The organism is Ancylobacter koreensis, assembly GCF_023016525.1.
GTDB classification, from domain to species: Bacteria; Pseudomonadota; Alphaproteobacteria; order Rhizobiales; family Xanthobacteraceae; genus Ancylobacter; species Ancylobacter koreensis.
The window spans coordinates 55,752-74,863 of sequence record NZ_JALKCG010000004.1 but is presented as its reverse complement, the minus strand read 5'-3'; the positions used below and the strand labels follow the sequence as shown (position 1 = coordinate 74,863).

The 19,112-nt window shown below is 67.8% G+C and carries 21 protein-coding genes and 1 pseudogene; 7 read left to right on the top strand and 15 right to left on the bottom strand.

Annotation, left to right across the window (positions count from 1 at the left end):
- Positions 1 to 15: 15 nt before the first annotated feature.
- The 7 genes and pseudogenes from pqqE to MWN33_RS11785 all read right to left on the bottom strand — a co-directional run bounded on the left by pqqE (position 16) and on the right by MWN33_RS11785 (position 6,246).
- Positions 16 to 1,158 carry a pyrroloquinoline quinone biosynthesis protein PqqE gene (gene pqqE, locus MWN33_RS11820; protein ID WP_247200943.1) on the bottom strand — a complete coding sequence of 381 codons (1,143 nt, stop codon included), beginning with the start codon at positions 1,156 to 1,158 and terminating at the stop codon, positions 16 to 18.
- Positions 1,155 to 2,315: pseudogene (pqqC, locus tag MWN33_RS19235) on the bottom strand (pyrroloquinoline-quinone synthase PqqC). Before pqqC ends, pqqE begins: the two are co-directional and overlap by 4 nt.
- Entirely contained in the window at positions 2,276 to 3,214 is a 939-nt protein-coding gene (pqqB, locus tag MWN33_RS11805; protein WP_247201255.1) for a pyrroloquinoline quinone biosynthesis protein PqqB, read from the bottom strand. Before pqqB ends, pqqC begins: the two are co-directional and overlap by 40 nt.
- A gap of 37 nt (positions 3,215 to 3,251) precedes the next feature.
- Positions 3,252 to 3,329 (bottom strand): pyrroloquinoline quinone precursor peptide PqqA, encoded by a 78-nt coding sequence (pqqA, locus tag MWN33_RS11800; protein WP_144343266.1) that lies wholly within the window; start codon positions 3,327 to 3,329, stop codon positions 3,252 to 3,254.
- Positions 3,330 to 3,543: 214 nt separating this feature from the next.
- Complete coding sequence (locus tag MWN33_RS11795; protein ID WP_247200938.1) at positions 3,544 to 4,230, bottom strand: response regulator transcription factor; 687 nt, start codon at positions 4,228 to 4,230, stop codon at positions 3,544 to 3,546.
- Positions 4,227 to 5,837: a sensor histidine kinase gene (locus MWN33_RS11790; protein ID WP_247200936.1), complete on the bottom strand. Its 1,611-nt coding sequence runs from the start codon at positions 5,835 to 5,837 to the stop codon at positions 4,227 to 4,229. The genes MWN33_RS11795 and MWN33_RS11790 overlap by 4 nt, the downstream gene beginning before the upstream one ends.
- Before the next feature lie 199 nt (positions 5,838 to 6,036).
- Entirely contained in the window at positions 6,037 to 6,246 is a 210-nt protein-coding gene (locus tag MWN33_RS11785) for a hypothetical protein (RefSeq protein ID WP_247200935.1), read from the bottom strand.
- 492 nt (positions 6,247 to 6,738) lie between these two features.
- On the opposite strand from MWN33_RS11785, the gene fae reads away from it, so the two are divergent.
- Positions 6,739 to 7,245 (top strand): formaldehyde-activating enzyme, encoded by a 507-nt coding sequence (gene fae / locus MWN33_RS11780; RefSeq protein ID WP_152301697.1) that lies wholly within the window; start codon positions 6,739 to 6,741, stop codon positions 7,243 to 7,245.
- Between the two features lie 363 nt (positions 7,246 to 7,608).
- Here fae and MWN33_RS11775 read toward each other — a convergent pair whose 3' ends face one another.
- From MWN33_RS11775 to MWN33_RS11760, 4 genes are read right to left on the bottom strand one after another with little or no spacing between them, the layout of a single operon-like run.
- A complete protein-coding gene (locus MWN33_RS11775) occupies positions 7,609 to 8,325 on the bottom strand; it encodes an ABC transporter ATP-binding protein (RefSeq protein ID WP_281493746.1) in 717 nt (238 codons plus the stop codon).
- Positions 8,322 to 9,071 (bottom strand): ABC transporter permease, encoded by a 750-nt coding sequence (locus MWN33_RS11770; RefSeq protein ID WP_247200933.1) that lies wholly within the window; start codon positions 9,069 to 9,071, stop codon positions 8,322 to 8,324. The genes MWN33_RS11775 and MWN33_RS11770 overlap by 4 nt, the downstream gene beginning before the upstream one ends.
- 7 nt (positions 9,072 to 9,078) lie before the next feature.
- Entirely contained in the window at positions 9,079 to 10,110 is a 1,032-nt protein-coding gene (locus tag MWN33_RS11765) for an ABC transporter substrate-binding protein (RefSeq protein WP_247200931.1), read from the bottom strand.
- 10 nt (positions 10,111 to 10,120) lie between these two features.
- Positions 10,121 to 10,624 (bottom strand): DUF3280 domain-containing protein, encoded by a 504-nt coding sequence (locus tag MWN33_RS11760; RefSeq protein ID WP_247200929.1) that lies wholly within the window; start codon positions 10,622 to 10,624, stop codon positions 10,121 to 10,123.
- 307 nt (positions 10,625 to 10,931) lie between these two features.
- On the opposite strand from MWN33_RS11760, the gene MWN33_RS11755 reads away from it, so the two are divergent.
- From MWN33_RS11755 to MWN33_RS11730, 6 genes are all read left to right on the top strand, one after another.
- Positions 10,932 to 12,179 carry an ABC transporter substrate-binding protein gene (locus MWN33_RS11755; RefSeq protein ID WP_343313047.1) on the top strand — a complete coding sequence of 416 codons (1,248 nt, stop codon included), beginning with the start codon at positions 10,932 to 10,934 and terminating at the stop codon, positions 12,177 to 12,179.
- Between the two features lie 38 nt (positions 12,180 to 12,217).
- The gene (locus MWN33_RS11750) at positions 12,218 to 13,204 is read left to right on the top strand and encodes a PQQ-dependent catabolism-associated beta-propeller protein (protein ID WP_247200925.1); all 987 of its coding nucleotides are present in this window, start codon (positions 12,218 to 12,220) and stop codon (positions 13,202 to 13,204) included.
- 41 nt (positions 13,205 to 13,245) lie between these two features.
- Positions 13,246 to 13,671, top strand: coding sequence for a cupredoxin domain-containing protein (locus MWN33_RS11745; protein ID WP_247200923.1), 426 nt, complete (start codon positions 13,246 to 13,248; stop codon positions 13,669 to 13,671).
- Between the two features lie 124 nt (positions 13,672 to 13,795).
- Positions 13,796 to 14,617, top strand: coding sequence for an ABC transporter ATP-binding protein (locus MWN33_RS11740; RefSeq protein WP_247200922.1), 822 nt, complete (start codon positions 13,796 to 13,798; stop codon positions 14,615 to 14,617).
- Positions 14,614 to 15,453 (top strand): ABC transporter permease, encoded by an 840-nt coding sequence (locus MWN33_RS11735; RefSeq protein ID WP_247200920.1) that lies wholly within the window; start codon positions 14,614 to 14,616, stop codon positions 15,451 to 15,453. Before MWN33_RS11740 ends, MWN33_RS11735 begins: the two co-directional genes overlap by 4 nt.
- Positions 15,454 to 15,509: 56 nt before the next feature.
- Positions 15,510 to 16,145 carry a hypothetical protein gene (locus MWN33_RS11730; protein WP_247200918.1) on the top strand — a complete coding sequence of 212 codons (636 nt, stop codon included), beginning with the start codon at positions 15,510 to 15,512 and terminating at the stop codon, positions 16,143 to 16,145.
- Positions 16,146 to 16,155: 10 nt separating this feature from the next.
- Here MWN33_RS11730 and MWN33_RS11725 read toward each other — a convergent pair whose 3' ends face one another.
- From MWN33_RS11725 to MWN33_RS11710, 4 genes are all read right to left on the bottom strand, one after another.
- On the bottom strand, positions 16,156 to 16,746 hold the full coding sequence (locus MWN33_RS11725; RefSeq protein ID WP_247200916.1) for an HXXEE domain-containing protein: 591 nt from the start codon (positions 16,744 to 16,746) through the stop codon (positions 16,156 to 16,158).
- Positions 16,747 to 16,818: 72 nt separating this feature from the next.
- A complete protein-coding gene (locus MWN33_RS11720) occupies positions 16,819 to 17,460 on the bottom strand; it encodes a PQQ-dependent catabolism-associated CXXCW motif protein (RefSeq protein ID WP_247200915.1) in 642 nt (213 codons plus the stop codon).
- A gap of 17 nt (positions 17,461 to 17,477) precedes the next feature.
- A complete protein-coding gene (locus tag MWN33_RS11715; protein WP_247200914.1) occupies positions 17,478 to 18,296 on the bottom strand; it encodes a substrate-binding domain-containing protein in 819 nt (272 codons plus the stop codon).
- Positions 18,297 to 18,372: 76 nt separating this feature from the next.
- A complete protein-coding gene (locus MWN33_RS11710; RefSeq protein WP_247200913.1) occupies positions 18,373 to 18,963 on the bottom strand; it encodes a c-type cytochrome, methanol metabolism-related in 591 nt (196 codons plus the stop codon).
- Positions 18,964 to 19,112 lie beyond the last annotated feature (149 nt).

The window sequence follows — 19,112 nt, the reverse complement described above, 5'->3', positions numbered from 1 at the left end:
CGGCACTCCCAGGGGTCAGGTCGTTCGGTCCGGCGTCGTGTAGCGCCGGTAATCATAGTCCTCGCCGCCCGTCGCGTCGGCCTCGGCCAGCGCCAGCAGATGGGCGTGCAGCGGCGACTTGTGGCAGGCGGGATCGGTGGCGGCGGCGTCCCCGGCGATGGCCATCGCCTGGCAGCGGCAGCCGCCCCAGTCGAGCTCCTTGCGCTCGCAGCTCCGGCACAGATCGGGCATCCAGTCGGTGCCTCGGAAAGCGTTGAAGGCCGGCGAGTTCAGCCACACGTCGCTGAGCGAATGCTCGCGCACGTTCCAGAAATCGAGGCTGGGGATGGTCTCGGCGGCATGGCAGGGCAGCACCTTGCCGGACGGCGTGACGTTGAGCGACTGGCGGCCCCAGCCATTCATGCAGGGCTTGGGGTATTTCGCGTAATAGTCCGGCACCACCGCGTCGATGGTGAGCCGTCCCTTGAGGCGCACACGCGCCTCCTCCACCACGTCGAGCGCCCAGAACACCTGGTCCCGCGTCGGCATCAGCGCGCCGCGGTTGCGCAGCGCCCAGCCGTAATATTGCGAGTGGGCAATCTCGATGCGCTTGGCATCGAGCTGGAGCGCCAGCTCGATGAAGTCAGGGATCTGGTGGATGTTGGCGCGATGCACCACCGAATTGACGGTCAGCGGCAGGCCGAGCCGGCGCACCTCGCGCGCCACGGCGAGCTTGCGCTCATGGGCGCCGCGATAGTTCGACACCTTGTCGGTGATCTCGGGCGTGGCGCCCTGGAAAGAGAGCTGCACATGATCGATGCCGGCATCCGAGATGGATTGCAGGCGCTCCGGGGTGACGCCGACGCCGGCGGTGATCAGGTTGGTGTAGAGCCCGACCTCGACGCAGTGGCGGATCATCTGTTCGAGATCACGCCGCGCGGTCGGCTCGCCGCCCGACAGGTGCACCTGCAGAACGCCGAGCTTGGCGGCTTCCGAGAAGACGCGCAGCCACGTCTCGGTGTCGAGCTCGACATTGCGCCGGTCCAGCTCGACCGGGTTCGAGCAATAGGGGCATTGCAGCGGGCAGCGATGGGTCAGCTCCGCAAGCATGCCATAGGGCGCGGGCGGGGCGGGGCGGACCGTCGCGTCGGGGCGCGCGGCAGGAGCGATGACATTCATGACGCCGCGTCTCCAATCGTGGGCACCGCCACCTCGATCATGCCCTTCTCCACCAGACCGGCGATGAAGGCATCGACATCGCCCGCCACCCGCTCGCGCTCGACGGAGAAGGTGCTGGCCAGTTCGTCGACGATGAGGTCGATGGAGCGCGCGCCGTCGACCTTCCTCAGGATCTCGACGGCGACGGGATCGGGATTGAGCACGCGCTCGGGGGCCAGCAGCACCCACTGGCCACGCGCCTCGTCATGGCGCAGGCGCACGCCCCGGGCGAGCCGGGGGATGCCGGTGGCGGCGAGGATCGCGGTCATCACTTCTCCCTTTCCTCCGGCTCCGTCCGGTTCCGCCGGCGCCCCCGAACCACCGTGCGGCCGTCCGGGGCGCCGGACAACTCAATCCTTCGGCACGAACTTGCCGGGATAGGCCTGCTTGGGGTCGACATAGGCGAAATACAGCGCGTCGAGCTGCACCCACAGCACGTCGCACTTGAACTCCAGGGCGCGGATCGCGGCCTCCTGCTGTTCCGGAGTGCGCGCGTGCTGCTTCACATAGGCGAGCGCGAAATCGGCGTCGCGCGGCGCTTCCGTGAGGCGCTTGTCGAAATAGGCGAGCGTCTCTTTCGAGACGAATTCATAGTTCTTCAGCATGCCGGCGACACGCTCGCCGATGATGCCTGGCGAGAACATCTCGGTGAGCGAGGAGGCGATCGCCTCCAAGAGGCTCTTCTCGCGGACGAAATGAACATAGGCGTCGACCGCGAAGCGGGTCGCCGGCAGCAGGCCCTCCAGCGAGGTGACGTAGTGGCGGTCGAGGCCGAGCCCGTCGGTGAGCTTCAGCCAGCGGGCGATGCCGCCCTCTCCTTCATGGTTGCCATCATGGTCGACGATGCGCTGGCGCCAGACGCGGCGCAGCTCCGGTTCCTCCATGCGGGCGAGGATGGCGGAATCCTTCACCGGGATCATCGCCTGGTAATAATAGCGATTGAGCGCCCAGGCCTGCACCTGGCCGAAGCTCAGTTCGCCATGGTGCAAGAGTTTATGGAAGGGGTGCAGGCTGTGATAGCGCCTCGCGCCCACGTCACGCAGGCGCGCTTCCAGTTCTTCCGGCGAAAGAAGCGTCGTCATAAGGCAATCTCCATCCCGTCTTGAGCGATTTCCCATCCGGCTTTATTTGCCGTTATCCGCTCTTCGGAGCCATCGACAAGCACCGGATTGGTGTTGTTGATGTGGACATAGATTTTTCGGCCCGCCTTGACCTGCCGCAAAGCCTCGATGGAGCCGCCCTCGCCCGACATCGACATATGACCCATGCGGGCGCCGGTCTTGGTGCCGACGCCGGCGCGGATCATCTCGTCGTCGCGCCAGAGCGTGCCGTCGAACAGCACCGCGTCGGCCCCCTCCAGACGCGCGCGCAGCGCATCGGTCATCGCCGCGCAGCCAGGAATGTAAAGAACACGCCGCCCGCCGGCCGACAATTCGACGCCGATGGTCTGCTCGCCCTCCACATCGGTGGAGAGCCGCCCCTTCTCGGCCTGCTCGCGCGCTTCGAGATAGAGCGCGATCTTGCCGGGCACAGGGAAGATGGTCGCGCTGACGCCCTCGACCAGATCGAACGACGAGCCGAGCCCGACCGGCCGCCGCGCCACCACATCGTCGGCCAGCACGTCGAATGCGCTGCTGGCCCTGAGCACGCCATGCACCGCCGGCGTCGCCAGCAGGGTGAAAGGCTGCGCCTCGCGCAGGCTGAGCAGCCCGGCGACGTGGTCGATATCGGCATTCGTCAGGAGCACGGAGGAGATCGGCGAGTGCCGGAGCCCCGCCTGCGGGTGCAGCGCGGGCACGCCCTGTATCTGGGCAAGAACTTCCGGCGCGCAATTCACCAGCGCCCAATGGATGCCGTCGGCGCTTACGGCGATGGAGGCCTGCGTGCGCCGGCGCACCCGTGGGTCGCCGGCCCAGGCAAGCGAACAGACCGCGCAGCGGCAGTTCCATTGCGGGAAACCGCCGCCTGCGGCCGATCCGAGGACGACGAGTCTTAAGCGGGACGGGGACGTGAGCATCGGCAAACCGAGATCGCGCCTACCCGCCCCTTAAGACTCAGAAGTCCGCCGGATAGTAGGCGTTGACTTCCATGCCGACGCAGACTTCGACGATACGCGGAGTGGTCCAGGCCATTTCTTCCTCCTCGATATACCAGCCACTTTTACTTCATAAGAAGATCATAAGAGGCTGCGTTGATTTGCGGTGACTAGAACCGCACAAGCAATGTGATGATCATTTCCTCATTCGTCAAGAAGACGTGGCGCATATTCGGGCGGGCACACATAATACCACCCAAGGCTGCGCCAAGCCTTCCCTTCGAAGGAAGCGGACGGACGGCACGATAGGATCATGCCGCCCGCACGTCGATCATGAAGCCGCGTCCGCGCACCGTCACGATCAGTTGACCGCCATCGGGAAGCGCCTCCGCCAGCTTGTGGCGGAGATAGCCCACGTAGACGTCCACCACGTTGAGCGAGGCGCCGCCATGGCCGGCCCACAGCGCCGCGAAGATGTCGGCGCGCGACAGCGGCTCTCCGGTGTTACGCATGAGAAGCGCGAGGAGTTCCACCTCGCGCTCGGTGAGCCGCACCCGGGTGCCGCCGAGCTGCGCCTGCCGCGTGTCGAGATCGAGGCTCAACGCGCCGACCTCCAGCGTGCGCGGCTCGCTCTCGCCGTTGCGGCGCAGCGCCTGCACCTTCACCCGCGCCAGCAGTTCCTCGAAGGCGAAGGGCTTGACGATGTAGTCGTCGGCGCCCGCCATAAGCCCCTCGGTGCGTTCGTTCACGCTGGAGCGGGCGGACAGCATGATGATGGGCGCGGTCTGCCCGCCGGCCCGCATCGCCTTGCACACCTCGATGCCCGAGCGGCCGGGCAGCATGACGTCGAGGATGATCGCCTCCCACGCCTTGCCGCCGGCGGCACGCAGCGCCTGCTCGCCGTCCCCCACCAGCTCGACCTGGTAGGACTCAGAGGAGAAGCCACGCCGCAGCAGCGAGCCGATGTCGGGATCGTCCTCGACGATCAGTATGTTCATTGGGCCGCCTCCAGATTCATGTCGGGCACGGGCACCGGAAGGCGCACGCTCACGCAGGTGCCCCTCATCCTGCCGGAAGCGCCCTCCGCGCCGATCTCCGTGCCGCCTTCCATACCGCTTTCAATCTCGATGCGCCCGCCATGGCGGTCGACGATCCACTTCGCCAGCGCGAGGCCGATGCCGAAGCCGGTGCCCTCGCGCGTGCCGGAGGTGCCGCGCCAGAACCGCTCGAAAACGTGCGGCAGTTCCTCCGGGGCGATGCCGGTGCCGCGGTCGCGCAAGCGGATCAGTACTTCATCGCCGTCGCGCTGGGCTTCCAGACGCACGGTCTCGCCATAGGGCGAGTGGCGCACCGCATTGGCGACGAGACCGTCGAAAGTCTGGCGCAGCCAGTCGCGGTCGGCGTCGATGGCGAGGTCGTCCGGCGCGCAGCTCGTCTCCAGCGTGAGGCCGGCGGCGCGCGCCACGGGCATCATGCTCTCGCGCACATCGGCGAGCAGGTCGGAGACGGGGAACAGCGAGCGGTCGAGCTCGATCTGGCCGCTCTCCGAGCGGGCGATGCGCAGCAGGTCCTCGACGCGCCTGTGCAGGCGCCGCGCCCGCGACTGGATGACCAGCAGCGCAGCACGCAGGTCCTCTTCGCGCGGCCGGGCGGGGCGCAGCGTGATTTCCACCTCGCCGAGAATGACGGTGAGCGGCGTGCGCAGTTCATGGCTCACATCGGTGAAGAAGCGGCGGCGGGCGAGGTCGACATCCTCCAGCCGGCGGTTGGCGGCGCGCAACTCGGCGGTGCGGGCGTCGACCGTCTCCTGCAGATGGCGCTGCGCCGCCACCAGCCGCTGCTCGCGGCGCGCCAGATGGGAGGCCATGCGGTTGAAGCGCGCCATGGCGAGGCTCAGTTCGTCGTGGCCAGTCACGGTGACGCGGGTGTCGGTCCTCCCGCGCGCGATGGCGGCGGCGGCGGCGGCGACGTCGGCGACGCGCTTCACCAGCGAGCGCCCGAGCAGATGATAGAGCGTCACCGCCAGCAGGCAGGCGAGCGCGACGCCGATCAGCCCCCAGCGGATGGTGCGCTCGCGCAGCTCGCGAACCTGCGTGTAGGCATCGAGCGCGGTCGTGCGCTCCTCTTCCATGGCCTGGCTGAGCGGGCCGCCGAAGCCGGCGGCGAACACGTCCAGCGCCACCCGCGCCGCCGTCGCGGGCTCCTCGGAGGCCAGCGCCCGGTCGATCTGCCGGTCGAGTATTTCGAACTGCGCGCGCAGCCGGGCGATGGTGCGGCTGCGCGCCGCCATGAGGGTGCGCTGCTCCTCCCCCACGAGGCGGCCGACATAATCGGCAAGCGCCGTCTCAAGGCGCACGAAGGATTCGCGCGCACGCTCGGCGGCGAGAACCCGGCCGCTGCGCAGCGGCGTGCGCTCGGCACCGGGCTGCTCGTGCCCGGCCTGCAGCGCCATCAGCGCATAGTCGCCGATGCGGCCGGAGATGGTGGAAAGCAGTTCCAGCCGTGTCTGCGCCGAGACGAGCCGGTCGAGCTGCGCGTTTACCGCCCCCAGCGCCATGACGAGCGCAACCGTCGACGCTGCCGTCACGAGCACCGCGACGGACATCAGCAACGCCATGCGCGCCCTGAGCGACGAAAACCAGCCACGCCCCATGGCGCCTCACCGACCTGCGCCACCCGAACGGAGATGGCGGGCGATGATTCCACGGACGGACGCGACGCGCACGCTGCGGCGCAGCACGAGCCTGCGGACGCGTTTGCCACGCAGCATCGTCGTCACGCGCGAGCGCGGCAGGCCGTCCGCGTCAGATGTCGCGACCACCGGCGCCATGGGGCGCGCACCGCCATTTGGTGACCCGCCATTTCGGGTGGGTCTCGCTCCATTCGGCGATCACGACCGGCGCGTCAATCATGCACTGGAAGCTGGCCGGCCGGCTTTCGAGCCCGACCGGAACCGGCTCCTCGCGGCAGGTGCCGGGGCTGGCGATGAGGCAGACCGAGAGTATGAGCTCCATGAAAAATCCTCGAGGCGGAGAGACAAAGGCGCCCGAGCATTTCCCCCGTCAGGCCAAGGACGATGGCTTTCGCCGCCCGCGGCAGTTGCCATTTTCGCTACGAATTTTAGCAAGAACCGCCGCCTCGCCCAACCCGCAACAGGATACCGCCGACGGCAGGCATGACGCCCGCGCGAGGGGCCGGCGTCGCCGCACGCACGGACGAACGCCTCGACTGCCGAAGTTTTCACCATGCCGCCTGGCTTCGCAACGGCAGGCGCCATTCACGATGCGAGCAAGAAACATGGGGCAAGCCCGCGCCGCGGCGTCACACGGATGAAGAATCCCTTGCGGATAAAGGGGAAGCGGGCCTAGTCTCACATCCGTAACGTGTCTGGTCGCGCTATCGGGCCAACCGGTTTGGTGTTCCAAACGCTGCAACAAAGATAGCCGGGACATCTCTGAAGGGTAGACCCGACCCTTCGTCATGCAACCCCGTTCTGGGAGGAATAGATGGCCAAGATCAATAAGGTACTCATCGGCGAGTCGCTGGTGGGCGATGGCAACGAAGTGGCGCATATCGACCTGATCATCGGGCCGCGCGGTTCGGCGGCGGAAAGCGCCTTCGTAAACGCGCTGACGAACAACAAGGACGGCTTCACCTCGCTGCTCGCGGTCGTGACCCCGAACCTGCTCGCCAAGCCGAACACCATCCTGTTCAACAAGGTGACGATCAAGGACGCCCGTCAGGCCGTCCAGATGTTCGGCCCCGCCCAGTATGCCGTCGCCAAGGCTGTCGTGGACAGCGTGGCCGAGGGCGTGATCCCCGAGGAAGAAGCCGACGACCTGTTCATCTCGGTCGGCGTGTTCATCCACTGGGAAGCGGCGGACGACGCCAAGATCCAGCAGTTCAACTACCAGGCGACCAAGGAAGCGCTGAAGCGCGCCGTCGACGGCTCGCCGTCGATCAAGGAAGTCCTTGCTCAGGCCGCCTCGGCCAAGCACCCCTTCGCCGCCTAGATCGGAAGCAACCCTGGGCAGACAAAACCACCGCCCGCGGCCCAGTATCCGAAGGGCCTGCTCCAGCGGTTGGCGGCGATATTCCTCAACAAGTGACGGTGCCCGCACCGTCACTTGCGCCAAGCAGGGGGCGGCAAACCGCCTTCTCGTGCCCAACGCGACCCCCGGCCCGGAGCCTCTGGCTCCGGGCCTTTTTATTTGATCGGGGATCGCCGGAGCCTCTGGCTCCGGGCCTTTTTATTTCGGGAAGAAGAATTGCCGGAGCCTCTGGCTCCGGGCCTTTTTATTTGGATGAGGCTCACCGGAGCTTGCAGGCCACGCGCAGGAAATGTTGGCCAGCAATCCTGTGGACGTCTGGCCTGCTTACTTTCCGCCCAGGGCGCGGCGGAGTTCGTGCCCGGCCTCGCCCTCGCGCTCCTCGGCGGTCAGGGCGACCGGCAGGTCGCGCGCGAGGCGCGCGGGAGCCCCCTCCAGCACGACGATGCGGCTGGCCAGCTCCACCGCCTCGGCGCTGTCATGGGTGACGAACAGCACGGTGGCGGGGCAGCGTTCCAGCAGGCGGCGCAGCAGTGCGCGCAGACGCGCGGCGCCCGCCTCGTCCAGCGAGACGAAGGGCTCATCCATCAACAGCAGGTCGGGCTCGATGATGAAGGCGCGGGCCAGCGCGACGCGGCGCTGCTGGCCAAGCGACAGCCGCTCGGGATAGGCGTCGGCGAGCTCCGCCAGCCCCACCTCGCCGAGCATGTCGAGCGCCCGCCGGCGACCCTCCTCGCCGGCCGGCAGCACCAGCGCGACATTCTCCAGCACGGTACGCCAGGGTAGCAGGCGCGGGTTCTGGAAGGCGTAGGCGATGCGCGGCGCCTTCCCGTCCTCATCGAAGCGCACCGCGCCGCGAAAATCGCGGTCGAGGCCGGCAACGATGTTGAGCAGCGTCGTCTTGCCGAGGCCCGAGGCGCCGAGCAACACGACGAAGGCACCGTCGTCGACGTCGAGGCGGAACTCGTGAAATATCTCGCGCGCTGGCGCCCCGGCCTGCGCGGGGTAGCGCTTCTCGGCGATGTCGAGACGCAGCGCGCTCATCGCCGCCACCGCCCGGCATGGCGTTCCCATGGCTGCATCAGCCCGACCTCGATGAATTGCACAACCGCCGTGAAGGCGAGTGCATAGGCGAGGATGGTGGCGACGTCGAAAAGCTGGAACGCCGTCTGCAATTCGAAGCCGACGCCGTTGGAGCGGCCGAGCAGTTCCACCACCAGCACGATCTTCCAGGTCAGCGCGAGGCCGGAGCGGGCGCTGGCGGCGAAGAAGGGCACGAGCTGCGGCAGCACCACATGGCGCAGCGTGGCGAGCGGGCCGAGGCGATAGACCCGCGCCATCTCGTCGAGATCGCGCGACAGGGCGGCGGCGCCCTCGCGCAGGGTGACGGCGACATTGGGGATCTTGTTGATCGACACCGCCGTGATCGCCGCCGCCTCGGTGAGGCCGAACCAGACGTAGCACAGGATGATGACCACCAGCGCCGGCAGGTTCAGAAGCACGATCACCCACGGGCCGAACAGCTCGTTCAGCGCCGGCGAGCGGCCGAGCAGAATGCCGATGGCCGAGCCGACCACCATGGCGATGAGAAAGCTGGCGGCGACCCGGCCGAGGGTGATGGCGATGCTCGACGGCAGCACGCCGGTTCGCGTGGCGCGCATGCCCGCCTCGACCACGGCGGCCGGATCGGGCAGCAGCGGCGAGGCGATCCACCAGGCGGCGAGCTGCCAGAGCAGCAGCAGCGCCAGCAGGGAGGTCGCGGTCAGCCCCAGACGCGCGGCGGCGGACACGACGGCCTCACTCGCCCACGGGGCCGAACAGCGAGCGCTCGAAGCCGGGATTGGGCCCGACCAGCTCGGGCCCGCCGATCTGCGCCAGCACCTCGTAGAGCTTCGCGCAGGACGCGCGCTCGGCCTCGCCGAAGGCACCGGGAATGCCGGCACGGTAATAGTCGCGCAGCCGGGCGAATTCGGCGTCGTCATTGGCCTGCATCAGCGGGCGGATGCGGTCCCAGGCGGCGTTGTCGCTCGCCAGCACACGGTTGGCCGAAGCGGCGGCGCGCAGGAAGGCGGAGATGGCCGCGCCCCGCTCGGTCATGACGGCGTTGCGCCAGACGAAGCCGACCAGCGGCGGGGTGGGGTCGATGCCGAGGCCGCGCACGATCTCCTTCACGTCGAGCAGCCGGCGGAAGCCGCGCGCGTCGAGCCGCGCCGCGTAGGGCCAGAAGGTCAGCACCGCATCGACGCGCCCGAGCGCGAGCTGTTCGCTCACCAGCGGCGCGGCGCCGAACACCGGCTCGGCATCGTCGGCGAGGTCGGTGCCGGTCTGCGCCTTGTAATAGGCGCGCAGCAGCAGCCAGCTCTTGTCGAGCGCGCCGCCGGCGACGCCGATCTTGCGGCCCTTGAGGTCGGCCGGCGTCTTCACCTGCCCGTCGGCGGCGACCATCAGGGCGCCGAGCGCGTTGGAGAAGGGGGCGAAGCGCATGCGCTCGCCATCCTGCGTACGGCGCAGCGCCCACAGCCAGTCGCTGACGATGAGGTCGATGTCGCCGGCCTGCAGCGCGACGGTCGTGGCCTGCCCGCCGGCGAAGTCGACGCTCTCCAGCGTCAGCCCCTCGCGACGGTCGAACCCCTCGGCACGAATGGTCTCCAGCAGCCAGTTGAGCGTGCCGAATTTCAGCGTGCCGACGCGCAGCTGTCGCTCGGGATCGACGGGCGCGCCCGCGCCCTCCTGCGCCCGCGCCGGTACGAGGGACAAGCCGGCAAAGCCGGCGGCGCCCGCCAGCAGCGCGCGGCGCGAGAGGGGAGCGAGGGAGCGGAAAGGGGTCATCAGGCGTTTCTCACGGTGCGGCCTTCCCGGTCAGCGGCGGATCGAACAGGCGGTTGCGCACCAGATAGGACACGCCGCGCATCCAGGATTCATCGGTGTTGTTGCGGATGTCGGCGCTGCCGGCGCGCAGCACCTGCCCGGTCTCGACGTCGCGGATCTGGAAGTTGATATTGAGGATGAGGTTGGAGACTTTCTGCACGAGGCCGATCACCTCTATGTCGGCGCCGAGCGCGCGGGCAATCGGCAATTCGCAGCTGTTGCAATTGCGGAACGGGGTATTCTCCTCGATGCGCGCTTCCTCCGGCTTGAGGTCGACCACGTCGTAACCGGCGGCAGCGAGCTTGCTGCGCATCTCCTGCGTGATCAGCGCGAGGCGGTGTTTTTCCTCCGGATGCGGGCCCCGAGGGTCCGCCTCGCCGCTGGTGTCGAACAACTCGAAATCGAACACGGCGACCCGGGTGGCCGCGTGTGCCTGTCCGGCCAGCGACAGAAGTCCCAGCGCGGCTGCGAGCACCGGGCCGATGGTCCTTGAGGTTTTTCCCATTCTCCGCCTCCCGTGCCGGGCATTGTTCTCGTCCGGCCCAATCATATCGACGGAATGATCTCCCGCAAGAGACCGGGAAAAAGTTCCCGGTTGCAATACATGCGCTATGCTTGCAATGACGAGGGCGTTACATTTTCTTATTAGTTTCTTATGCTCGCAATTTTATTGAATGCTGGATTTCGATTGCGTAGAGTTTTCCCACGGCATCTGAGAAAAGTTCCGAAGACACTGTCGCGGACAACAACACCAGCCGTGGGATGGAAGGCCGATGAGATGGATGGCGAGCGCCGCAGTAGCGGCGCTGATCGCGGCGGGCATTGCAATGCTGGCTCCCCTGCCCGCCCGCGCGCAGGAGACGGGCCCGGCCACACCTTCCGTTGCGTCACCGCCGCTGACGGCCAAGCCGGCGGCCGCCATTGCGCCGGCGCAGACCTTCCACATCGGCGTCGTGCGCCAGCTTCCCGAGCCGCCGCCATGGATCGCCCCGCTGCAGATGCCGCCGGACGATCTTGGCATCGCCGGCGCCGAGCTCGGCATCCGCGACAACCTCACCAGCGGCCGCTTCCTCAAGCTCGACTACAAGCTCTCCACCGAGATCGTGCCGACCGATGGCGACCCTCTGCCCGTGGTGCAGAAGCTGGTCGAGGCGGGCAACGGCTTCATCCTGCTCGACGTGCCGGCCGACCAGCTGCTGAAGATTGCCGACGCCTATAAGGGGCAGGACGTCGTCTTCATCAATGTCGGCGCCACCGACGACCGGCTGCGCCAGCAGGACTGCCGCGCCAACGTGTTCCACATCGCCCCGAGCCGGGCCATGCTGACCGACGCGCTGGCGCAGTTCCTCGTCACCAAGCGCTGGCGCAACTGGTTCCTGATGGTCGGGCGCACCGACGGCGACAAGCTCTATGCCGAGGCGGTGCGCCGCTCGGCGAAGAAGTTCGGCGCCAAGATCGTCGCCGAAAAGGAATGGGACTATGGCCCGGACGCGCGCGCCACCGCGCAGTCCGAGGTGCCGCGCGGCACGCAGGTCGGCGAATACGATCTTCTGATCGTCGCCGATGAGCTCGGCGAATTCGGCGACATCCTGCCCTACAACACCTGGCTGTCGCGTCCCATCGCCGGCACGCAGGGCCTCATGCCGCTCTCATGGCACCCGACGATGGAGAACTGGGGCGCCTCACAGCTCCAGAGCCGCTTCTTCAAGCAGTCCAAGCGCCTGATGCTGCCGCTGGACTTCCAGATGTGGCAGGGCGTGTTCGCGGTGGGCTCCGCCAGCCTGAAGACGCGCGACAGTGCCCCCGCCAAGGTGAAGGCGCAGCTGCTGTCGCCCGACTACGACCTGCCGGTGTTCAAGGGCGTCGCCGCCTCGTTCCGCGACTGGGACCACCAGCTGCGCCAGCCGATCCTGCTCACCCACGCCACCAACACGGTGACGCTCTCGCCGCAGGCCGGCTTCCTGCACCAGACGTCGCCGCTCGACACGCTGGGCTTCGACCGGCCGGAATCGGCCTGCAAGCTCCAGTAAGACGTTCAATAAAATCAAAGAATTGCCAGGAGGAAACGATGAAACGTCCGATCATGCTGTCGACCGGCATCGCCGCCCTCGCGGGGCTGCTGATGGTCGACGCGCTTCCGGCGCAGGCCAGCCCGCGCGCCTTCGTCACCAATGAGCGCGACCACACGATGAGCGTGGTCGACATGAACACGCTGAAGGTCATCGACACCATCAAGACCGGCCGGCGCCCGCGCGGCATCATCGCCAGCCCGGACGGCAAGCTGATCTATGTCTGCGCCTCCGACGACAACCGCGTCGAGGTGTACGACGCCGCCACGCTCAAGCTGGTGAAGACGCTGCGCTCGGGGCCCGACCCGGAGCTGTTCGTGCTGCACCCCTCCGGCAACCCGCTCTACATCGCCAACGAAGACGACAACATGGTCACGGTGGTGAATGTCGAGAACAACGATCTCGTTGCCGAGATCCCGGTCGGCGTCGAGCCCGAGGGCATGGGCATCAGCCCCGACGGCAAATACATGGTCAACACGTCCGAGACGACCAACATGGCGCATGTGGTCGACACCTCGAACAACGAGATCATCGAGAACATCCTCGTCGATTCCCGCCCGCGCATCGCCCAGTTCACCGAGGACGGCAAGCAGCTCTGGGTCTCGTCGGAAGTCGGCGGCACGGTCGCGGTGATCGACCCGGCGACGTGGAAGATCATCAAGAAGATCTCCTTCAAGATCCCCGGCGTGACCGACGACGCGATCCAGCCCGTGGGCGTGCGCGTCACCAAGGACGGCTCCAAGGCCTTCATCGCCCTCGGCCCGGCCAACCGCGTGGCGGTGGTGAACGCCAAGACGCTGGAAGTCGAGAAGTACCTGCTGGTCGGCCAGCGCGTCTGGCAGCTCGGCTTCACGCCGGACGAGAAGTTCCTGCTCTCGACCAACGGCAATTCGAACGACATCTCGGTCATCGACGTGGCCAACGAGAAGGTCACCAAGTCCGTCACCGTCGGCCGCCTTCCCTGGGGCGTGGTCGTGGTGCCGTGACCTGAAAAAGATCAACCAGTCAGCCAATTCGGAGGAACGCCATGAAGACGCACATCATTCTCGCCGCCGCCGCAACGCTCGCGCTCTCGGGCGCCGCCTTCGCCAAGGGCGATCTGACGCTGAAACCCACCGAACTGCCGGAGCTGAAGCTCGGCCTCGGCGATGCCGGCTACGGCGTCTCGCAGAAGAGCTACGAGCTGGAGACCGGCAAGGCCTATTCGCTGGAGCTCTCCTCGACCGGCAAGAAGGAATGCGCCTGGCAGGCGCCCGGTTTCTTCCAGAGCATCTTCCTACGCAAGGTCGAGGTGGAGGAAGTCGAGGTGAAGGCGATCGGCCTCACCGAGATCGAGTTCGAGCAGGACGGCGAGGCCGAGCTGTTCTTCGTGCCGATCAAGCCGGGCACCTATCCCTGGTTCTGCAAGGGCATGGAAGAGCGCGGCATGAAGGGCGAATTCATCGTGAAGTGACGGACGCCGGCCATTGAACGACCTACTCTCCTCGTGAACACTGTCCCCGGCTTCCCGCCGGGGACTTTTCTTCTCTCCCGCTTGGGGAGACGCCGCCCCGGGCGGCACGGTGACGGAAGACGAGATGACGGCGGACGAGACCCCGGCAACCGAGACCTCGGCGAACCACCCGGCAGGCGCCCCCTCCCCCGGCCTTTCCCCCGCGCCGCCGGCGCTGGCGATACGCCACGTCACCCACGAATTCGGAGCGCGCAAGGCGCTGGACGATGTGAGCCTCACGGTTCCTGCCGGCAGCTTCACCGCACTGCTCGGCCCCAACGGCGCCGGCAAGACCACACTGTTCTCCCTCGTCACCCGGCTCTACGACAACCGCAGCGGTTCCATCGACGTGCTCGGCCACGATGTGCGCCGCGAACCCGCCGCCGCGCTCAGCGCGCTCGGCGTGGTCTTTCAGGCGCGCACGCTCGACCTCGAACTCACCGTGCTGGAGAACCTGCTCTACCACGCGACGCTGCACGGCATCGGCTTTCGCGCCGGCCGGCGGCGGGCGCTGGAACTGCTGGAGCAGGACGGGCTGGCCGACCGCGCGAAGGACAAGGTGCGCAACCTCTCCGGCGGCCAGATGCGGCGCGTCGAGATCGTCCGCGCGCTGATCCACCGCCCGCGCCTGCTGCTGCTCGACGAGCCGACCGTCGGGCTCGACATCGCCTCCCGCGCGGCGCTGGTGGCGCAGGTGCGCAAGCTGGTTGCGCAGGAGGCCCTCGGCGTGCTGTGGGCCACCCACATCATCGAGGAAATCGTGCCCGGCGACCGCATCGTGGTGCTGCATCGCGGCCGCGTGCGGGCCGATGGCACCTATGGCGAGATCCTTGCCCGCACCGGCAGCGACGGGCTGGGCGCCGCCTTCCTGAGCCTGGTCGGCGAGGATTCGGAGGTGGCGGCATGAGCACGCCCGGCCGCTTCCGCCTGCCGCTGGCCGGCTATCTCATCGTGCTCGCCGGCATCTGCTGGCGCGAGGGGCTTCGCTTCCTCAACCAGCGCGGCCGCTTCCTCTCGGCGCTGGTGCGTCCGCTGGTGTGGCTGTTCATCTTCGCCGCCGGCTTCCGCTCCGTGCTCGGCGTCTCGATCATCCCGCCCTACGAGACCTATGTGCTCTACGAGGTCTATGTAACGCCGGGGCTGGTGGCGATGATCCAGCTCTTCAACGGCCTGCAATCCTCGCTCTCCATGGTCTACGACCGCGAAGTCGGCGCGATGCGCATCCTGCTGGTCAGCCCCTATCCGCGCTGGTTCCTGCTGGTCTCGAAGCTCACGGCGGGCATCTGCGTCTCGCTGCTGCAGGTCTATGCCTTTCTCGCCGTCGCCTGGTTCTGGGAAGTCGAGCTGCCGCCCGTGGGCTATTTCGCGGTGCTGCCGGCGCTTCTCCTCACCGGGCTGATGCTGGGCTCCATGGGCCTTCTGATGTCCTCGCTGTTCCGGCAGATGGAGAACTTCGCCAGCGTTATGAACTTCGTCATCTTCCCCATGTTCTTCGCCTCCTCCGCGCTCTACCCGCTCTGGCGGGTGCAGGAGAGCAGCCTCGTGCTGTGGTGGATCTGCACGTTGAACCCCTTCACCTATGCGGTCGAGGTGATCCGCTTCGCGCTCTACGGCCAGTTCGAGCCGTTCGCGGCGCTCGTGGTCGCCGGCTGCGCGCTGGTGTTCCTCGCCGCCTCCATCCTGGCGTATGATCCTTCCGCCGGGGTGATGGCTCGCCGCGGCGGGCCGGACAACGCCAAATAGACGCCGGCCGACATCCAGGGCGCCGCAGAGCGCCCGAACGACCCGAGGAAAAGCCCATGCCCGCGACCAGGAATTCGACGCCGTTCCGCCCGCTGCGCCTTGCCGTCCCGTTGCTGCTGCTCTCCTGCGCGCCCGGTCTTGCCGCCGCGCCGACGGGCGGGCTGTGGCCCTGCGTCCAGCGCAAGGTGCCGGTGCTGGCAGCCGGGCAGATGTGGTCCGGCCCCTCCATCGAGAACGTGAACTGGCAGCAGGACAGCGACGTCGCCGCCCTCGTGCCGGTGCTCGTCGCCCAGCGCACGCCCATCGACGATGCGACCGAGCAGGTGGAGAGCTTCGCGCAGAAGGCGGGAGCCGAGCGCAAGGACCGGCTGACCCTGCTGTTCGCCGGCGTGTTCGACCAGATCAACGCCCGCCGCAGCCGCATCATGAACGGCATCGAGCGCTATTCGCAGCACCAGATCGAGCTGTCCCAGCGCATCAAGTCCGAGAGCCTCGAACTCGCCAAGGCCAAGAAGGCGGCGCAGAGCGACGAGGACAAGGCCAAGGCCGCCGAGCTCGAACAGCGCCTGCTGTGGGACACCCGCATCTACGACGCCCGCAACCAGGCGGTGACGGCGGTGTGCGAGAGCCCCGTGCTTCTGGAGCAGCGCGCCTTCTCGCTCGCCCGCGCGATCCAGAACGTGATGGAGTGACGCCGGCGGCCTATCCCGGAAGGCGGCGCAGCCGCAGCGCGACATGGGCGACGATGGCGAGGTGCAGGAGGAGCGCACCCGCCAGCCCGGCCGCGTGCAGGCGCCAGCCGACCTCCGGCTCCATGCCGATGACGGCAATGGTCGTCACGCTCAGCGGCAGGAAGAGGACAACCGCCGTCATCAGGCCGGGATTATAGGCGCCGAGCCGCAGGCGGGCGCCGATATGGGTGAGCGCGTTGACCAGCATGGCATAGGGCGCGACGAGCCCGTAGCCGGCGCCCCAGGCGAGCGCGGCATAGAGCGCGCCGAGATTCAGCAGCCACACGACGCCGACATTGATGACCAGCACGGCCGGCGTGGTGAGCGCCTCGCGCCCGCCGAACACCCGGTCATTGGCGAAGCGGCGGAACCGGTCTCCCGCGTGCTCCTCGACCTGATGCATCATGTAACCGGGGCTGTGCAGGAAGATGAGCACGAGGGCCAGAGGCGCCACCATTGCCAGCAGCGGCGTGCTGGCGAGGAGCGCGGCGGCCATGAAGCCGGCGCCCGCCACCCAGCGGTCGGCCAGCCAGCTTTCCATCCGCCCGAAGCGCGCTCTCATGGATGCAGATTACATGATTTCCGCCGGCGCGAGGCGGCGACGAGCACGCCGGGCCTCTCCACGCGAGGGCGCCTAGTCGAGCGGCTTGGCTTGCTCAAGCGGCAGGCCGGCCTTCGCCCAGCCGTCGCTGCCGGCGGGATACCAGATCACGTTGGTGTAGCCATATTCGCCCATGGCGCGGCGGGCGGCGTTCCAACTCATCCAGCAATCGGTGAGGCAATAGAAGACCAGAGCGGCGTCGCGACGACCCTCGGTGAGGGCGCCGAGCCGGTCGCGGAAATAGGCATCCATCTGCGGGCTGAGCGCGCCGTAACCGACATTCGCCAGCCACACGCTGCCCGGAAGATGGTCGCGCCGCTTGTCGCGCCAGATCGTGCCGGGGGGAAGGTTCGCCGGCTTCACGTCGCGCGGCATCACGTCAAGGAAGAGCGCCGCATTGCCGCGCCACAACCGCTCGGCCTCGGCCGTGTCGATGACGCGCGCGCCCTTCAGCGTGGCGGGCGTGGGCGCACGGTACGCCTCCATGCGGTAGCCGCCCGGCTCCGGCACGGCCGAGGACGGAGCAGCCCCCGTGGAAGCGCCGGGTGCGGCAGAGGCCGCCGGGACGGACTCGCCCCGGCCGGCGGTCGGCGACAGCGCGTAAAGCGCTACCGCCAGCCCCGCCATTCCAAGCCAGGCGAGGCGGGAGAGCGACGGTTCGGGCCGTTTGCTCATCGCCGCCTCCCCCACGCTCACGGCGCCAGTTCGACCGGCCGGTCCTGGCCGTCGAGCAGCGGCACGCCATAGTCCAGCAGGATGCGGTTGATCGCGCCCTGCTCGTCCTTGATGAAGGCGTTGAGCTGGTGCTTCCAGTTCAGTTCGCCCGGCCGGATGCCGAAGGTGATGCGGTAGACCAGCGAGGGGTCGCCCTTCTCCTTCACCAGCGGCGTCACGACGAGCTCCACCGGCGACTTCTTGGCGTAGTAGCCACCGATCGGCCCCCACAGGATTCCGGCGTCGATATCGCCGGAATCGAGGTCGTCGATCATCGCCTGCGCGGGGTTGTCGTACCGGCGGTCCACCATCAGCGCATAGGGCTTGGCCATGGCCATCAGCCCGTTGCGGGTGAGCAGGTCGCCGGGCGGCGAGCCCGCCACCACGCCGATGCGCCGGCCTTTGAGGCGCGGGTCGGACAGCGTGTCCACATCGGCGAGATCGCTGCCCTTCTTGGTCAGCAGCACCCAGGCCGAGCGGTAATAGGCATTGGTGTTGAGCACCGGATCGCCGCCGGCGACATAGCCCATCACGACGTCGCAGCGCTTGGCGGCGAGAGTCATGCGGTAAAAGCCGGTGGCCTGCGGGAACCAGGTGTAGTCGAGCGGCAGGCCCATCTTCTCGGCCATCAGCTCGGCAATCTTGTTCTCGAAGCCCTCGCCCGCCTCATTGGTGAAGGGCAGGTTCGCCGGGTCGGCGCAGACGCGCAGCGTCGAGCGGTCGACGAGATCGGCCACCTGCGCCGAGGCGGGCGTGGCCACCGGGGCGAAGGCGGCGAGAAGCAGGGCGAGAAGCACGGCGCCCCGCGCGCCCGGGCGCGACGCCGCCGCCCGGACAAAACCGGAAGGCGGCGCCGTCACGCCCGATACCGGATCAGCCCGGCCGTCCGAAACACTGGTTTTCATTGGAGGTGTACGCCTTCGTCTTGTCCTCGCGCTTGCTCGGCCGCTCGCGGCCCAGAGCGCCGTCGGCGCGGGCCTTGAGGTAGACATAGATGTCGTCGAGGTAGCACATGACGTTCTTGTTCTCGCCGAAGGCGGGCATCACCTGGTCGGCCGTGCCGACGCCGACGTTCCGCTTGCCGTTGACGACAATCTCCATGAACTCGGGATAGGTCATGGTCTTCAGCGAATTGGCGAGCGCCGGCGCATAGGAGGATCCCATGCCGTCCGGGCCGTGGCAGACGTGGCATTCGGCGTGATAACGGCGGTAGCCGGAATAGGTGTACCAGTCGAGCGTGCCGTCGGCGCCGATATTGTAGGTCGGATCGCCATCCGGCAGCGTGTACTTGCCGAGTTCGTCCTTCTCCTTGGCGACCGGCTGCGCGGTCGCGGCCGGGGCGGCCGCATCCTGTGCCACTGCCGGGACAGGCAGGACGAGCGTCGCCGCCAGGACGACAGCCGACATGCCGGCGGACGCCGGCAGGATGCCGGAAACAAGCCATCCGCGAACGGAATTCATCATGAAGCAGTCTCCTCAGGGGCCACGAGGGGGCCTTGTCCGCCGCTGGGGACGGGCGCTCGGCCCGCATGCCCGGATCGGAATTGTTCTAAGAGTCTCATAAGGCGCGAAGGCCGGAGACGGTGGGGCCTGGCGCACCGGTTTCCCCGGCG

Excerpts from the sequence above, each read along its gene's own strand:
- pqqE (WP_247200943.1), bottom strand. The coding sequence starts at position 1,158 with ATGAATGTCATCGCTCCTGCCGCGCGCCCCGACGCGACGGTCCGCCCC.
- pqqB (WP_247201255.1), bottom strand. The coding sequence starts at position 3,214 with ATGCTCACGTCCCCGTCCCGCTTAAGACTCGTCGTCCTCGGATCGGCC.
- pqqA (WP_144343266.1), bottom strand. The coding sequence starts at position 3,329 with ATGGCCTGGACCACTCCGCGTATCGTCGAAGTCTGCGTCGGCATGGAA.
- MWN33_RS11795 (WP_247200938.1), bottom strand. The coding sequence starts at position 4,230 with ATGAACATACTGATCGTCGAGGACGATCCCGACATCGGCTCGCTGCTG.
- MWN33_RS11790 (WP_247200936.1), bottom strand. The coding sequence starts at position 5,837 with ATGTCCGTCGCGGTGCTCGTGACGGCAGCGTCGACGGTTGCGCTCGTC.
- MWN33_RS11785 (WP_247200935.1), bottom strand. The coding sequence starts at position 6,246 with ATGGAGCTCATACTCTCGGTCTGCCTCATCGCCAGCCCCGGCACCTGC.
- fae (WP_152301697.1), top strand. The coding sequence starts at position 6,739 with ATGGCCAAGATCAATAAGGTACTCATCGGCGAGTCGCTGGTGGGCGAT.
- MWN33_RS11775 (WP_281493746.1), bottom strand. The coding sequence starts at position 8,325 with ATGAGCGCGCTGCGTCTCGACATCGCCGAGAAGCGCTACCCCGCGCAG.
- MWN33_RS11765 (WP_247200931.1), bottom strand. The coding sequence starts at position 10,110 with ATGACCCCTTTCCGCTCCCTCGCTCCCCTCTCGCGCCGCGCGCTGCTG.
- MWN33_RS11755 (WP_343313047.1), top strand. The coding sequence starts at position 10,932 with ATGGCGAGCGCCGCAGTAGCGGCGCTGATCGCGGCGGGCATTGCAATG.
- MWN33_RS11750 (WP_247200925.1), top strand. The coding sequence starts at position 12,218 with ATGAAACGTCCGATCATGCTGTCGACCGGCATCGCCGCCCTCGCGGGG.
- MWN33_RS11745 (WP_247200923.1), top strand. The coding sequence starts at position 13,246 with ATGAAGACGCACATCATTCTCGCCGCCGCCGCAACGCTCGCGCTCTCG.
- MWN33_RS11740 (WP_247200922.1), top strand. The coding sequence starts at position 13,796 with ATGACGGCGGACGAGACCCCGGCAACCGAGACCTCGGCGAACCACCCG.
- MWN33_RS11735 (WP_247200920.1), top strand. The coding sequence starts at position 14,614 with ATGAGCACGCCCGGCCGCTTCCGCCTGCCGCTGGCCGGCTATCTCATC.
- MWN33_RS11730 (WP_247200918.1), top strand. The coding sequence starts at position 15,510 with ATGCCCGCGACCAGGAATTCGACGCCGTTCCGCCCGCTGCGCCTTGCC.
- MWN33_RS11725 (WP_247200916.1), bottom strand. The coding sequence starts at position 16,746 with ATGAGAGCGCGCTTCGGGCGGATGGAAAGCTGGCTGGCCGACCGCTGG.
- MWN33_RS11720 (WP_247200915.1), bottom strand. The coding sequence starts at position 17,460 with ATGAGCAAACGGCCCGAACCGTCGCTCTCCCGCCTCGCCTGGCTTGGA.
- MWN33_RS11710 (WP_247200913.1), bottom strand. The coding sequence starts at position 18,963 with ATGATGAATTCCGTTCGCGGATGGCTTGTTTCCGGCATCCTGCCGGCG.